A 13,505-nucleotide genomic window follows, 5' to 3' on the forward strand; every position below is an offset into this window, starting at 1 on the left:
GAGTCTCGTTTCTGATTCCACGATTCGAGGTCGTCAAAGCCCCTCCAGGCCGACGTCTCGGCTGGGCGCCTCATGTGGGGAACTTTGATGGCAGATGGAACCGTCGAAAAAATGCTAATGTAAACAATAGGTTGCGAGGGCGCTTTGATCACATCTGCGTGTTATTTGTGCAACACCCGTTGGAAAACACGCTTCATCGGCCCGTTTCGGAGCGTTCTCTTGTTGTGTGTGCAAGGGCGTTCGGTAATTGTGGCTGAGCGACGGAGGGGGGCATCCCGAGGTCGTCCCGTTTAGGTCTTTCGCTTAAGTCCCTCGCGTTCATGCGGGTGTGTCCGAAGGCGCGAAGGGATCTGAAAGCGGTGATTTAGAGGGGGTTTGGGAATTGGCCGTCCGGTCAGTGACCTTCCCTGAAGAGCAACTTGGAGGTTTAACATGAAGTTGGTTAAGAGCCTTTTGCTCGGCTCAGCGGCGGGTCTGATCGCCGTGGGCGGAGCGCAGGCAGCCGATCTCCCCGTGAAGGCCAAGGCGGTCGAATACGTGAAGATCTGCTCCCTGTACGGAGCCGGATTCTACTACATCCCGGGCACCGACACCTGCATCAAGCTGGGTGGTTATCTGCGTGCTGAAGTCGCGCTGAACACCAACAGCGTCTACAACGGCCAGTTCAATAGCGTCGGTGGGGCGCACAACCGCCTCAGCAACTACTACACGATGCGCGCTCGTGAAGATCTCAACATCGACACGCGCACCGCGACCGAATACGGCGTCGTCCGCACCTTCTTCGATGCGACGTTCTCCTGGACGACGGGCGGCTACGCCGGCACCGGCTCCGGCACGGGCAGCACGGTCTACTCCGGCGCGGGCCAAGCCGGTGGCGTCGGTGGCGTCGGCAATCCGTCTGACGGCGGCGTCGCTGGCGGTTCGCTCGGCGTGTACTACGCCTTCATCCAGTTCGCCGGCTTCACCATGGGTAAGGCCGTGTCGCAGTTCGACGCGCCCTGGACCAACTATCCCGGCAACAACTTCGACGGTCTCGTCGGTGGCAGCGGCACGGTCACTGGTGTCAACCAGTTCACCTACACCGCTGACTTCGGTCAGGGCATCACGGCGTCGTTCTCGGCGGAAGATGCGACGGCCTACTATCAGGCCGGCAATCTGAACATGAGCGGCATTACCGCTGCTGGTCTGGTTGGTGGAGGCTACGGCTCCAACGCCATCGGCGGCTCGCGTTCGCCGAACCTCGTCGGTATGGTCCGTGTCGACCAGGCTTGGGGTCTGTTCCAGGCGTCGGTTGCTGCGCATGACAACCATGTCGCCTATTACGGCCCGACCGAGGTCACTGGCCACCCCGACGACAAGTGGGGTTGGGCGGTTCAGCTCGCTCTGTCGATCAAGAACATCCCGACCGGCGCGGGTGACACGATCAACATTTCGGGCGTCTACACCGACGGTGCGACCCGCTACAACTTCCAGAGCCTGGCGGCAACGAACTACGCCATGTACGGCAACTCGGGCTTCGGCTATCAGAGCCTTGGCATCGCCAATGCTCCTGATACGGTGTTCGTGACCGGCGGTTCGCAGGAAAGCGTCAAGACCTGGGGCTTCCGCGGTGCTTACACCCACAACTGGAATCCCTACTGGAACACCGCGATCTACGGTGCGTACGCGGCTGTCAACTACGGCACACTGGGCAAGGCAACCATCTGCGCTGGCATGGTGGGATTGGTCGGGCTGACTGGCAATTGCGACCCGAACTTCAACATTGGCCAAGTGGGCTTGATCACCCGCTGGACCCCGGTGAAGAACCTGACCTTCTCGGGCGACTTCAACTGGACCCGTCTGGACCAGAAGTACTCGGGCCTGATTGCGTCCCCGGGCACCGCATCTGTCGCCAAGCCGGCTGCAGTGTATGAGATGAAGGACCAGGACTCGTTCACCCTGCTCCTCCGCGCTCAGCGCAACTGGTAAGTTCGGTCTAACGACCTGACAGAGAACCCCGGCGGGCAACCGCCGGGGTTTTTCTTTTGGCTGTCGTGCCGGTTCTCTCCGCGTATTGGGCTGAGCTGGTGCGCCGCTCTCCGTTGATTTCGTCGTTCTTTATTGCGACCTGATGGAAGCCACTGTGCAGGGGAGGGCGCTGCAAGCCGTCTCCGACAGAAGCGTGCAGTGAAGGCCTGCCGGTGCCCGGCCCAGCCGTACAAGCGCCCCGTCGCTCTGGCTCATGAAGCAGGAGCCAGAGCGCCTTCATCTGCCAGCCGCGGCACCGGCGAGCGTGCCGACCAGGACGCAACCGTCGTAGCGCTCACGGTGCGCGTCGGAAGGGCTCGCTGAGGATCGTGCTCGGTCGCCGGCTATGCCTCGGCGACTCAGGTCCTGACGAGGGCGGCGCTCGCCCCCATGCTCGGCCGCGAGTCGGAAAGGGGAGGCGTCATTCCACGCTTCCGACGCCCCGCCGCAGGTCGGCCTCGATCTGCAACCGCGTGCCGCCCCCGAAACGGGCGCGGTAGACCTGAAGGTTCTCCATGATCCGCTGCACGTAGTTGCGCGTCTCGGAGAACGGAATCAGCTCGACCCAGTCGACCGCGTCGACCTTCGGGTCGCGCGGATCGCCGTAACGCGCGACCCACTTCCTCACGCTGCCGCGGCCCGCATTGTAGGCGGCGAAAGTCATGATGTAGGAGCCGCGATAATCCTCGAGCAATCCGCCGAGCTCGGCCGAGCCGAGCGTGGCGTTGTAGACCGAATCGTTCTTCAGCCGCCCCAGGTCGTAGGTCGCGCCGTGGCGTTTGCAGACGTAGCGGGCGGCGTCCGGCGTCACCTGCATCAGTCCATAGGCCTGCGCCGGCGAAACCACGCGCGGATTGAACGCGCTCTCCTGTCGCGCGATCGCATAGATGATGCTGCGCTCGACGTCGGGGCCGATCGGCGTGAACTGCGGAATGCCGTTGACGGGATAGGCGTAGAAGTCGAACGGCAGGCCGCGGTTGAGCGCACCCTTGCCGACCAGCAGCATGCCGCGCGCGTCGCTATAGCGCTGGGCGAGCTCGCCGAGGCCCGCAACCGCTTCGGGATCGCCGTTCTCGCCCATGTCGGCGAGCATGGGCACCGCGAGCTCGCGCTCGTCGAGCTCGTAGAGCAGATGCGCAGCGCGCACGATCTCAAGCCGCTCGGCGCCGCGCCCGCGCGGCTGGCTGTTGAGCTCGATCTGCGGCAGGCCGAGTTTGGCCCGGGCGAGCTGGCCGTAATAGCTGGTCGACTGTTCGGCGGCGCGTGCATAGGCGTTGCGCGCCTCCTGCTGACGCCCCATCGCTTCGGCCGCGCGGCCCTGCCAATAGCCGGCGCGCGCCAGCGCGGTCGGATTGACGCTGCCGACGCCGATGCGGGCAAAATGCTGGGTGGCGGTGGCGGGGTCGTTGAGGAATCGCAGCGCGATCCACCCGGCGGTGAACTCCTGCTCGGTCTTGTAGATGTCGCGCGAGGGCAGGGCGGCATCGCGCGCGATCAGATAGGCCGTGCGGAATTCCTCGGTGTCGATCATCTTGCGCGCCAGGAGGCGCCGCTCGATCCACCATTCGTCGAGATTGTGAAGGCGCCCCGGATCCTTGGGCGCCGACAGCATCAGCTGGGCGGCTTCAGCGAACTTCTCCTCGCGGCGCAGGAGCTGGATCTTGCTGAAGGTGTAGCCGGGGTCATTGTGCAGCTCGCGCGGCACGGCGTCGAGCAGCGCCCGCGCGTTCGGCGCTTTCTTGACGGCGGCGATGCGGGCCTTGGCGAGCGCGACATAGCCGGCGCCGAGGCGCCTTGCGGCGCGGAGCGCCGCCTCGGTCTCGCTGCCGTAGAGCAGGGTGTCCATCCGCGCCTTCTGGTCGCCCGGCGTCAGCAGGGCACCGAACTGGTCGAGCGCGTTGTTCTCGGTGTCCTCCGACATCGGATCGCTGCGCCAGGCCTCGCGCACCAGCCGCTCGGCATTGGCGCGGTCACCGCGCGCCAACATCGCCTTGGCGAGCGTGAAGCGGCCTTTGGCGGAGATCGGAGACTCGTTCTCGAACCACGACCACGCGACCGAATCGTCGCGCCTGTCGTCCCACATCGCGGCCTCGAGGCGCCGGCGCAGGAAGGTCTGCGACGGCCAGGTCGGATTGGCGGAGATGAAGGCGCGATAGCGTTCCACGGTCGCGCCGTTGTCCTCGCTGCGCAGGATGATCCATTCGGCGAGCTTTCGCGCAACCGGATCCGAGATGCGGGCGGCGGCATCGGTGGCGTCGCCGGCCTTGCGTTTGCGTACGAGCTCGATGACGCTCTCGAGCGTGTCCTTGTCGGCTTGCGACGTCGACGATGTCGCCGCGATCGCGGCCGGGATGACCGGCTTGCGTGGCGCCGCATGCTGGCGGGTCGCGGGGGCCAGGACGGGAGCTGCGAGCGGTCTGGCGGCGGCCAGAGCGGTGGGCCTGTCGGTGGCCGTCACGGGTGTGGACTTTGCGGGCTTTGCGGATTTTGGCGGCGATCCGTTGCTCGCCGGGTGTGATTTCGGCGAGGAGACCGCTGTCGCGGGTTTCGGCTTGTCCTTCGCCGGTTCCTTGGCGGCAGCATCCTTGGCGGCAGCATCCTTGGCAGGCGTCTTCGCGCCTTCCTTGGCCGGGGTGCCACCCTTGCTCGCGCCCTTCGCTGCGTCCTTGCCGGCTCCCTGGACCGTGCCCTTGGTTGTTTCCTTCGTTGTTTCCTTCGTTGTTTCCTTCGCCGCGCCCTTGTTCGAGCCCTTGCTCAAGTCCTTGGCCGGTCCCTTCGCGGCGTCCTTGGCGGCTGGCTTCGCGGTCTCCTTGCTGCCGGTCTCCGCGGTCGTCTCATTGGACTTGGCGAGGGCGGCGCAACCCAGCGACAGCCCTGCCGTCAGGCACACGACCAGACCGGTGGATCGCCATGCGGCACGTGCAAAGGAGGTCACGGCGTTTCGTCGCCCCGAATCAGTGAAGTGGCTCAAGACCTAGCTAAGTTTGATTGAATATGCGGACAAAATACCAACAGCCGCTTACCTCGGGCCAATTTGCACCATCACCGCGGCAAAATCGCGGCCTAAACGTTGCCCTCGGCCGGAAGCGGGCCTTTTACCGGCAGTATAGACCCGATATGAATGGGGCTTGCTCAAGAGATAGCCGCGTACGGAGGAAGTCCATGGCAGCCAAGACGAAGTTCCGGGGGTCGTTCACCGCCTTGGTCACACCGTTCAAAAACGGCTCGCTGGACGAGGCGGCGTTCCGCTCCCTGGTCAATTGGCAGATTTCGGAGGGGACCAACGGCCTGGTCCCGGTCGGCACCACCGGCGAGAGCCCGACGCTGAGCCATGACGAGCACAAGAAGGTCGTCGAATGGTGCATCGCTGAAGCCAAGGGCCGCGTGCCGGTCATCGCGGGCGCCGGCTCCAACTCGACCAAGGAAGCGATCGAGCTCTCCCAGCACGCCGAAAAGGCGGGTGCGGACGCCGTGCTGATCGTCACGCCCTACTATAACAAGCCGACCCAGGAAGGGATGTACCAGCACTTCAAGGCGATCAACGACGCGATCGGCATTCCGATCATCATCTACAACATCCCGCCGCGCTCGGTGATCGACATGTCGGTCGACACCATGAAGCGGCTGTGGGAGCTGAAGAACATCGCCGGCGTCAAGGATGCCACCGCCAGCATGGTTCGCGTGTCGCAGCAGCGCGCTGCGATGGGCGAGGACTTCAATCAGCTCTCGGGCGAGGACGCCACCATCATCGGCTACATGGCCCATGGTGGCCATGGCTGCATCTCGGTGACCTCGAACGTCGCGCCGCGCCTGTGCTCGGAGTTCCACGCCGCCTGGCAGAAGGGCGACACCAAGGCGGCGCTCGCGATCCACGACAAGCTGATGCCGCTGCACAACAACCTCTTCATCGAGAGCAATCCGGCGCCGATCAAGTACGCGATGTCGCTGCTCGGCAAGCTGGACGAGACGCTGCGGCTGCCGATGGTGCCGGTCTCCGAGCCGACCCGCGTTGCCGTGCGCAGCGCGATGGTGCACGCGGGTCTGATCAACTGAGGCGCTAGCTTGTCCGGGGAGCGTTCATGAGCGCGGTCGAGGAAAGGGGCAGGCGGATGCTCAAGGAGTTCCGCGAGTTCGCCATGAAAGGCAACGTCGTTGACCTCGCGGTCGGCGTCATCATCGGTGCGGCCTTCGGCGCCATCGTCAACTCGCTGGTCGGCGACGTGATCATGCCGATCATCGGTGCCGTCACCGGCGGCCTCGACTTCTCGAACTACTTTACCCCCTTGTCGGCGAAGGTCACAGCCACCAACTTAGCTGACGCGAAAAAGCAAGGCGCCGTGCTGGCTTGGGGCAGCTTTCTCACGCTGACGATCAACTTCATGATCATCGCCTTCGTGCTGTTCCTGGTGATCCGCGCCATCAACACGCTGAAGCGCAAGGAAGAAGCGGCGCCGGCCGCTCCCCCGAAGCCGTCGGCCGAGGTCGAGCTGCTGACCGAGATCCGCGATCTCCTCAAGAAGTGACGCGCGCGCTTCATCCGAACTGTTAGATTCCGCGCGCATCTCAATCAGGTTTTATCCGTCATGGCCGACAAGAACGAACGTCCGATCAAGGTCATGGCGGAAAATCGCAAGGCCCGCTTCAACTACGCCATCGAGGACACGATCGAGGCGGGCATTGCGCTGACGGGGACCGAGGTCAAGTCGATCCGCAACGGCAAGAGCACGATCGCGGAATCCTATGCCGATTCCAAGAACGGCGAGATCTGGCTGATCAACGCCACCATTCCCGAATATCTGCAAGGAAACCGGTTCAATCACGAGCCCAAGCGGCCGCGGAAGCTGCTACTGCACCGCCGTCAGATCAACAAGCTGATGGGCGCGGTCGACCGCGAGGGCATGACGCTGATCCCGCTCAAGCTCTATTTCAACGAGCGTGGTCGCGCCAAATTGCAGCTGGCGGTTGCAAAGGGAAAGAAGCTGCACGACAAGCGCGAGTCCGAGAAGAAGCGCGACTGGAGCCGGGAGAAGGGCCGGCTGATGCGGGCGAGGGGATGAGGAGATGAACCAACGGAACCTGCTCGAGGTCGACTGGAGCCAGATTCCCGCGCCTGCCGACGACGGCGGCGCCGCGCATCTCGAGGGCATGACGTTGCCGGCGATCGGCCTGCTCGCGACCGACGACACGTCGGTCACGCTGTCGGCGTTGCGCGGCCGCACCGTGGTGTTCGCCTATCCCCGCACCGGCGAGCCCGGCAAAATCGCGCTGGTCGACGATTGGGACATGATCCCCGGCGCGCGCGGTTGTACGCCGCAGACTTGCGCATTTCGCGATCTGTTCGCCGAGCTCAAGGCCGCCGGCGCCGCGCACGTGTTCGGCCTCTCGACCCAGAGCAACGCCTACCAGACCGAGATGGCTTCGCGGCTGCATCTGCCGTTCCCGGTGCTCTCGGACGAGAAGCTGGCGCTGACGCGCGCCTTGAACCTGCCGACCATGGAGGTCGCGGGCCTGACGCTGATCAAGCGTCTCGCGCTTGTCATCGACGACGCCAGGATCACGCATGTGTTCTACCCGGTGTTCCCGCCCGACCGGAACGCCGGCGACGTGCTCGGCTGGCTGAAGGCCAATCCCACCAAGTCCCAGATCGCCCGCCCAGGGTGAAATGATTTCGGTCGAATCGATGCGAGCCAGCTGCGGGGATCGCAACCGCCTGACTCCATCCGGCCCTAATCGAGACCGGCCTTCACCTTCGCGAACACGCTTCGAAACATGTCCGGCGTCAGCACGCCGGTGTTCGTGTTGTAGCGCGAGCAATGATAGCTGTCGTAGAGCTTGAACCGGCCTGCCTGATGCACTGCGCCGTGGCCGAAGGGGGCTTGCGAGCCCTTCAGATTCAGCGGCTTGAGCACGCTGTCGTGCGCAATCCGCCCGAGCGCGACGATCGCGCGCAGGTTCGGCATCGACGCCAGATTCGCCACGAGAAACTGGCGGCAGGTGTTGATCTCGACCGGCAGCGGCTTGTTCTGCGGCGGCACGCAATGCACCGCATTGGCGATCCGGCAGTCGACCAGTTTCAGGCCGTCGTCGGGACGCGCCTGATAGGTCCCCCTGGCAAAGCCGTATTCGATCAGCGTGCTGTAGAGCAGGTCGCCGGCATAATCGCCGGTGAAGGGCCGTCCCGTGCGGTTGGCGCCCTGCATTCCAGGCGCGAGGCCCACGATCAGGAGGCGTGCTTCGAGGTCGCCGAAGGGCGCAACCGGCGCATTGTGCCACGACGGCTCGCGTGTGCGGTTCGCCTCGCGAAAGGCGACCAGGCGCGGACAGAGCGGACAGTCACGGTCGGGAACGACGGCGAGAGGCTGGCGGCTTGACCGGGCCGCCTCACTCCTCGAAGTCTTCATCGCCGCCCCTCGGCGAAATCGTGGTTGCGCGCTGGAGGAATTGCGGGGCGTGGTGGCGTTCGCCGCGCTCGCCGCGCTCGCCGCGGTCACGCGGGGCGGGGCGCTCGGACGGATCGCGGCCGAGCTTGGATTGCAGCTCGACGAGGTCGGTAAAGACGTCGGCCTGGCGGCGCAGCTCGTCGGCGATCATCGGCGGCTGGCTGGCGATGGTGGAGATCACCGTGACCCGCACGCCGCGGCGCTGCACGGCCTCGACCAGGGAGCGAAAGTCGCCGTCACCCGAGAACAGCACCATCTGGTCGATATGCTCGGCGAGCTCCATGGCGTCCACGGCAAGCTCGATGTCCATGTTGCCCTTGACCTTGCGGCGGCCGGAGGCGTCGATGAATTCCTTGGTCGCCTTGGTGACGACGGTGTAGCCGTTGTAATCCAGCCAGTCGATCAACGGGCGGATCGAGGAGTATTCCTGGTCTTCGATGATGGCGGTGTAATAGAACGCCCGCAACAACGTGCCGCGGCCCTGAAACTCCTTCAGTAGACGCTTGTAATCGATGTCGAAGCCCAGCGTTTTCGCGGTCGCGTAGAGATTGGCCCCATCGATGAAGAGCGCGATCTTGTTGGTAGGAGAAGGTGACATTCAGTTTGCTCGCGTAGTGTTCGTGATTGATCGTTTTTTTGTTGGCGCGGCGACAGCAAGCCGCGCAGTTCTAAAGTGCCGCTGAGACCCGTCGAAACCGCAAGTCCGGAGAAGTCGGGGCAATCAAGGTATAGTTATGGCGGACTTGCATACACCCGGGGCTGCCCTCGATGGCAGCCCAGAAAACCCCGTCCCAGCCCCAATGTGGCGTTAGCAGAGCCGTTTGGCGAGACCAAATCACAAATTAGCCTTGCGAAATCGTCCCGGCCCCTATAACTAGCCCCAATCATCCACATATTTCGTCCCACCCACAACGGAGCGACAGTCCATGGCTCGCGTCACCGTAGAAGATTGTATCGACAAGGTCGACAACCGGTTTGACTTGGTCCTGCTGGCCGCCCACCGAGCCCGCATGATTTCGTCCGGTTCACAACTAACGGTTGACCGCGATAACGACAAGAACCCAGTTGTGTCTTTGCGTGAAATTGCCGAGACGACGATCTCGCCGGAGGATCTCCGCGAGGAGCTGGTGCACTCGCTCCAGAAGTTCGTCGAGGTGGACGAGCCCGAGCCGGATACGGTGCCGCTGATCGGTTCCGCAGGCGCGAGCGTCGATGCGGACGATACCGAGGTCGCCGTGGAGCGCATGACCGAAGAAGAGCTGCTGAAGGGCCTGGAAGGCCTCGCGCCTCCCGAGGAGCAGCCCGAGGAAGACGAGTAATTCCTCCATCGTGATCATCGACTGCTTGTGATCTTATCAAAGGCCCGAACCCTTGTTCGGGCCTTTGCTTTTGTTGACGTTTTCGTGGTTACCATAGCGTTGCCGGTTGGCGCTGCGCCTGTCACTGAATTGATCGGACACACGCGCGATCGGAGCTAGGATGTATACAACGGACCGCCTCGGGCCCGTTTGAAAGCAGGACGGAATGGTATATCGGCGCCGCAGATCCACGCAGATGCAGGCCGCAACCGAATCGGTTGCCGTGGCCCCGACTGCGCCGGTCGCGCGCCCCGCCAGGCCCCGCGCGCGCATGATGCGTCAATATGACCTCGTCGAGCGCGTCAGATCCTACAATCCCAACACCAACGAAGACCTGCTGAACCGCGCCTATGTCTACGCCATGAAGGCGCATGGTTCGCAGACCCGCGCCTCGGGCGATCCGTATTTCTCGCACCCGCTCGAAGTGGCGGCCATTCTCACCGACCTGAAGCTCGACGACGCCACCATCGTGGCAGCACTGCTGCACGATACGATCGAGGACACCGAGGCGACGCGGGCCGAGATCGACCAGATCTTCGGGCCGGAGATCGGTGCGCTGGTCGAGGGCCTGACCAAGCTGAAGCGGCTCGAGCTGGTGTCACGCGAGGCCAAGCAGGCCGAGAACCTGCGCAAATTGTTGCTGGCCATTGCTGATGATGTCCGTGTGCTTCTGGTCAAGCTCGCCGACCGCCTGCACAACATGCGCACGCTGGAATTCGTGCCGACGGAATCGCGCCGGCGCATCGCCGAGGAGACGCTCGACATCTACGCGCCGCTGGCGGGACGCATGGGCATGCAGGAAATGCGCGAGGAGCTGGAGGATCTGTCCTTCCGCACCCTCGATCCCGAAGCCTATTTGGTGGTGATGCAGCGGCTCGACGCGCTTGCCGAGCGCAACCGCAATTTGATCGGCGAGATCGAGGACCAGCTCTCCAACAATCTGCGGCACCGGGGCCTCGGCGCGAGGGTCTATGGCCGCCGCAAGAAGCCGTTCTCGATCTGGACCAAGATGGAGCGCAAGTCGGTCGGCTTCGAGCAATTGTCCGACATCTTCGGCTTCCGCCTCGTCGTCAACGACATCGAGGCCTGCTATCGCGCGCTCGGGATCGTCCACACCACCTGGCCGGTCGTGCCGGGGCGCTTCAAGGACTACATCTCGACGCCGAAGCAGAACGACTACCGCTCGATCCACACCACCGTGATCGGCCCCGGCAACCAGCGCGTCGAGCTCCAGATCCGCACCGAGGCGATGGACCAGATCGCCGAGCGCGGCATCGCCGCGCATGTCTTCTACAAGGAAGGCGTGGGCTCGCCGACCGAATACCTCAAGCGCGAGTCCAACGCGTTCGCCTGGCTGCGCCACACCATCGGAATCCTCTCCGAGAGCGCCAATCCCGAGGAATTCCTCGAGCACACCAAGCTCGAGCTGTTCCACGACCAGGTGTTCTGCTTCACCCCGAAGGGCAAGCTGATCGCGCTGCCGCGACACGCCAACGTGATCGACTTCGCCTATGCGGTGCACACCGACGTCGGCAACAGCGCGGTGGGCTGCAAGATCAACGGCAAGTTCGCGCCGCTGTCCTCGGAACTCCAGAACGGTGACGAGGTCGAGGTGCTGACCTCGGAAGCGCAATCCGCGCCGCCGTCGGCCTGGGAGACGCTCGCAGTCACCGGCAAGGCGCGCGCCGCGATCCGCCGCGCCACGCGCACCGCCGTGCGCGACCAGTATGTCGGCCTCGGCCGGCGCATCGTCGAGCGCCTGTTCGAGCGCGCCAAGATCGAATATGCCGACGACAAGCTCAAGGGCGCGCTGCCGCGGCTCGCGCGCACCTCGATCGAGGACGTCATGGCGGCGGTCGGTCGCGGCGAGATCAAGGCCTCCCACGTCGCGCGCGCGATGTATCCGGACTACAAGGAGGAGCGCATCGCACGCTACGGCGTCAAGAAGGGCCTCGCCGCCAAGCTCAAGGAAAAGGGCGCCTCGGAGCCGCCGCGCAGCCCGGTCGCGATCCCGATCCGCGGCATCAACTCCGACTTGCCGATCAAGTTTGCTCCCAATGGCGGCGCCGTGCCCGGCGACCGCATCGTCGGCATCGTCACGCCGGGCGAGGGCATCACGATCTATCCGATCCAGGCGCCGGCGCTGAAGGATTTCGAGGAGGAGCCGGAGCGCTGGCTCGACGTCCGCTGGGACATCGAGGACTCCGCGCCGCAGCGCTTCCCGGCCCGCATCAGGGTCGAGAACGTCAACGAGCCCGGCGCGCTGGCGCAGATCGCAACCGTGATCGCCGAGCACGACGGCAACATCGACAACATCAGCATGCAGCGCCGCTCGCCGGACTTCACGGAGACGACGATCGATCTCGAAGTCTACGATCTGAAGCACCTGAGCGCGATCCTGGCTCAGTTGCGCGCGAAGGCGGTCGTCGCCAAAGTCGAACGTGTTAATGGATAGGCGCCTTGCATATGCGCCTGTCGCCCTGATTTCGTGAGTCCTGAAATGCCCGCAACTCCGCTCCGCCTCGGCGTCAATGTCGACCATGTCGCGACTCTGCGTAACGCGCGCGGTGGCCGCAATCCGGATCCGGTGCGCGCGGCGCTGCTCGCGATCGAGGCCGGCGCCGACGGCATCACCGCGCATCTGCGCGAGGATCGCCGGCACATCCGCGACGAGGACATGGCGCGGCTGAAGGCGGAGATCTCCAAGCCGCTCAATTTCGAGATGGCGGCAACCGACGACATGTTGCGCATCTCGCTCGCCACCAAGCCGCATGCGGTCTGCCTGGTTCCGGAGCGGCGCCAGGAGGTGACGACGGAAGGCGGGCTGGATGTGGTCGGCCAGCACAACGCGCTCGCGCCCTATATCGCGCGGCTGAACGATGCCGGCATCCGGGTCTCGCTGTTCATCGCCGCCGACCCCGCCCAGATCGAAACGGCGGCACGGCTGCGCGCGCCCGTGATCGAGATCCACACTGGCGCATGGTGCGACGCCGTCGTCGACGGCCACGCCGACAAGGCCGAGGCCGAATGGCGGCGGATCGTGGCGGGGGTGAAACTGGCCAAGGCCGCCGGTCTGGAGGTCCATGCCGGTCACGGGCTCGACTATGCCACGGCGGAGACGATCGCGGCCCTGCCTGAGATCATGGAGCTCAATATCGGCTACTACATGATCGGCGAGGCGCTGTTCGTGGGTCTGGCCGAAACCGTGCGCAACATGCGCGCGGCGATGGACCGTGGCCGGAGCCGGGCATGATCATCGGCATCGGGTCCGACCTGATCGACATCACCCGCGTGGCCAAGGTGATCGAACGTCATGGCGAGCGCTTCCTCGACCGCATCTTCACCGCGGCCGAGCGGGCCAAGGCGGAGCGGCGCGCCAAGAACGAGAAGATGGTGGTGGCGACCTACGCCAAGCGCTTCGCCGCCAAGGAGGCCTGCTCCAAGGCGCTCGGCACCGGCATCAGGCGCGGCGTCTGGTGGCGCGACATGGGGGTGGTCAACCTGCCGGGGGGGCGGCCGACCATGCAGCTGACCGGCGGCGCGCTGGCCCGGCTTCAGGCCCTGACGCCGGACGGATTCGAGGCGCGGATCGACGTTTCGATCACCGACGACTGGCCGCTGGCGCAGGCCTTTGTCATCATTTCCGCCGTGCCGCCTGCGAAGCCGTGAGGATATCCGCTTCATTTTATAATTCATACGT

At 64.5% G+C, this 13,505-nt stretch carries 12 protein-coding genes; 9 read left to right on the forward strand and 3 right to left on the reverse strand.

Annotated features, from left to right (window positions below):
- The first annotated feature begins 432 nt into the window (after nucleotides 1-432).
- Nucleotides 433-1,968 (forward strand): porin, encoded by a 1,536-nt coding sequence (locus tag EDE08_RS05970; RefSeq protein ID WP_131868051.1) that lies wholly within the window; start codon nucleotides 433-435, stop codon nucleotides 1,966-1,968.
- Nucleotides 1,969-2,428: 460 nt separating this feature from the next.
- On the opposite strand, the gene EDE08_RS05975 is transcribed toward EDE08_RS05970, so the two are convergent.
- Nucleotides 2,429-4,942 carry a lytic transglycosylase domain-containing protein gene (locus tag EDE08_RS05975; protein WP_131868054.1) on the reverse strand — a complete coding sequence of 838 codons (2,514 nt, stop codon included), beginning with the start codon at nucleotides 4,940-4,942 and terminating at the stop codon, nucleotides 2,429-2,431.
- 227 nt (nucleotides 4,943-5,169) lie between these two features.
- Between EDE08_RS05975 and dapA the strand changes: the two genes are divergently transcribed.
- Genes dapA through EDE08_RS05995 form a run of 4 tightly spaced genes read left to right on the forward strand, consistent with a single transcriptional unit; the run spans nucleotide 5,170 to nucleotide 7,668 of the window.
- The gene (dapA, locus tag EDE08_RS05980; RefSeq protein WP_028179703.1) at nucleotides 5,170-6,060 is read left to right on the forward strand and encodes a 4-hydroxy-tetrahydrodipicolinate synthase; all 891 of its coding nucleotides are present in this window, start codon (nucleotides 5,170-5,172) and stop codon (nucleotides 6,058-6,060) included.
- 56 nt (nucleotides 6,061-6,116) lie between these two features.
- A complete protein-coding gene (mscL, locus tag EDE08_RS05985; RefSeq protein ID WP_165935783.1) occupies nucleotides 6,117-6,530 on the forward strand; it encodes a large conductance mechanosensitive channel protein MscL in 414 nt (137 codons plus the stop codon).
- A 60-nt stretch (nucleotides 6,531-6,590) separates the two neighbouring features.
- Nucleotides 6,591-7,064 carry an SsrA-binding protein SmpB gene (gene smpB / locus EDE08_RS05990; RefSeq protein ID WP_024341117.1) on the forward strand — a complete coding sequence of 158 codons (474 nt, stop codon included), beginning with the start codon at nucleotides 6,591-6,593 and terminating at the stop codon, nucleotides 7,062-7,064.
- A 4-nt stretch (nucleotides 7,065-7,068) separates the two neighbouring features.
- Nucleotides 7,069-7,668 (forward strand): peroxiredoxin, encoded by a 600-nt coding sequence (locus tag EDE08_RS05995; protein WP_131868058.1) that lies wholly within the window; start codon nucleotides 7,069-7,071, stop codon nucleotides 7,666-7,668.
- Nucleotides 7,669-7,733: 65 nt separating this feature from the next.
- Here EDE08_RS05995 and EDE08_RS06000 read toward each other — a convergent pair whose 3' ends face one another.
- Both EDE08_RS06000 and EDE08_RS06005 read right to left on the reverse strand, forming a co-directional pair.
- Nucleotides 7,734-8,408, reverse strand: a complete 675-nt coding sequence (locus tag EDE08_RS06000; RefSeq protein WP_131868060.1) for a uracil-DNA glycosylase — start codon at nucleotides 8,406-8,408, stop codon at nucleotides 7,734-7,736.
- Complete coding sequence (locus EDE08_RS06005; RefSeq protein ID WP_131868062.1) at nucleotides 8,389-9,045, reverse strand: LabA-like NYN domain-containing protein; 657 nt, start codon at nucleotides 9,043-9,045, stop codon at nucleotides 8,389-8,391. Before EDE08_RS06005 ends, EDE08_RS06000 begins: the two co-directional genes overlap by 20 nt.
- 328 nt (nucleotides 9,046-9,373) lie before the next feature.
- On the opposite strand from EDE08_RS06005, the gene rpoZ reads away from it, so the two are divergent.
- From rpoZ to acpS, 4 genes are all read left to right on the forward strand, one after another.
- On the forward strand, nucleotides 9,374-9,766 hold the full coding sequence (gene rpoZ, locus EDE08_RS06010) for a DNA-directed RNA polymerase subunit omega (RefSeq protein ID WP_007603391.1): 393 nt from the start codon (nucleotides 9,374-9,376) through the stop codon (nucleotides 9,764-9,766).
- Nucleotides 9,767-9,971: 205 nt separating this feature from the next.
- Nucleotides 9,972-12,260 carry a RelA/SpoT family protein gene (locus tag EDE08_RS06015; RefSeq protein ID WP_131868064.1) on the forward strand — a complete coding sequence of 763 codons (2,289 nt, stop codon included), beginning with the start codon at nucleotides 9,972-9,974 and terminating at the stop codon, nucleotides 12,258-12,260.
- A gap of 45 nt (nucleotides 12,261-12,305) precedes the next feature.
- Entirely contained in the window at nucleotides 12,306-13,058 is a 753-nt protein-coding gene (locus EDE08_RS06020; protein ID WP_131868066.1) for a pyridoxine 5'-phosphate synthase, read from the forward strand.
- Complete coding sequence (gene acpS / locus EDE08_RS06025) at nucleotides 13,055-13,474, forward strand: holo-ACP synthase (protein WP_131868067.1); 420 nt, start codon at nucleotides 13,055-13,057, stop codon at nucleotides 13,472-13,474. The genes EDE08_RS06020 and acpS overlap by 4 nt, the downstream gene beginning before the upstream one ends.
- The last annotated feature ends 31 nt before the right edge of the window (nucleotides 13,475-13,505 follow it).

This window comes from Bradyrhizobium sp. R2.2-H, from assembly GCF_004346455.1.
GTDB classification, from domain to species: Bacteria; Pseudomonadota; Alphaproteobacteria; order Rhizobiales; family Xanthobacteraceae; genus Bradyrhizobium; species Bradyrhizobium diversitatis.

Excerpts from the sequence above, each read along its gene's own strand:
- EDE08_RS05970 (WP_131868051.1), top strand. The coding sequence starts at position 433 with ATGAAGTTGGTTAAGAGCCTTTTGCTCGGCTCAGCGGCGGGTCTGATC.
- dapA (WP_028179703.1), top strand. The coding sequence starts at position 5,170 with ATGGCAGCCAAGACGAAGTTCCGGGGGTCGTTCACCGCCTTGGTCACA.
- mscL (WP_165935783.1), top strand. The coding sequence starts at position 6,117 with ATGCTCAAGGAGTTCCGCGAGTTCGCCATGAAAGGCAACGTCGTTGAC.
- smpB (WP_024341117.1), top strand. The coding sequence starts at position 6,591 with ATGGCCGACAAGAACGAACGTCCGATCAAGGTCATGGCGGAAAATCGC.
- EDE08_RS05995 (WP_131868058.1), top strand. The coding sequence starts at position 7,069 with ATGAACCAACGGAACCTGCTCGAGGTCGACTGGAGCCAGATTCCCGCG.
- EDE08_RS06000 (WP_131868060.1), bottom strand. The coding sequence starts at position 8,408 with ATGAAGACTTCGAGGAGTGAGGCGGCCCGGTCAAGCCGCCAGCCTCTC.
- EDE08_RS06005 (WP_131868062.1), bottom strand. The coding sequence starts at position 9,045 with ATGTCACCTTCTCCTACCAACAAGATCGCGCTCTTCATCGATGGGGCC.
- rpoZ (WP_007603391.1), top strand. The coding sequence starts at position 9,374 with ATGGCTCGCGTCACCGTAGAAGATTGTATCGACAAGGTCGACAACCGG.
- EDE08_RS06015 (WP_131868064.1), top strand. The coding sequence starts at position 9,972 with ATGGTATATCGGCGCCGCAGATCCACGCAGATGCAGGCCGCAACCGAA.
- EDE08_RS06020 (WP_131868066.1), top strand. The coding sequence starts at position 12,306 with ATGCCCGCAACTCCGCTCCGCCTCGGCGTCAATGTCGACCATGTCGCG.
- acpS (WP_131868067.1), top strand. The coding sequence starts at position 13,055 with ATGATCATCGGCATCGGGTCCGACCTGATCGACATCACCCGCGTGGCC.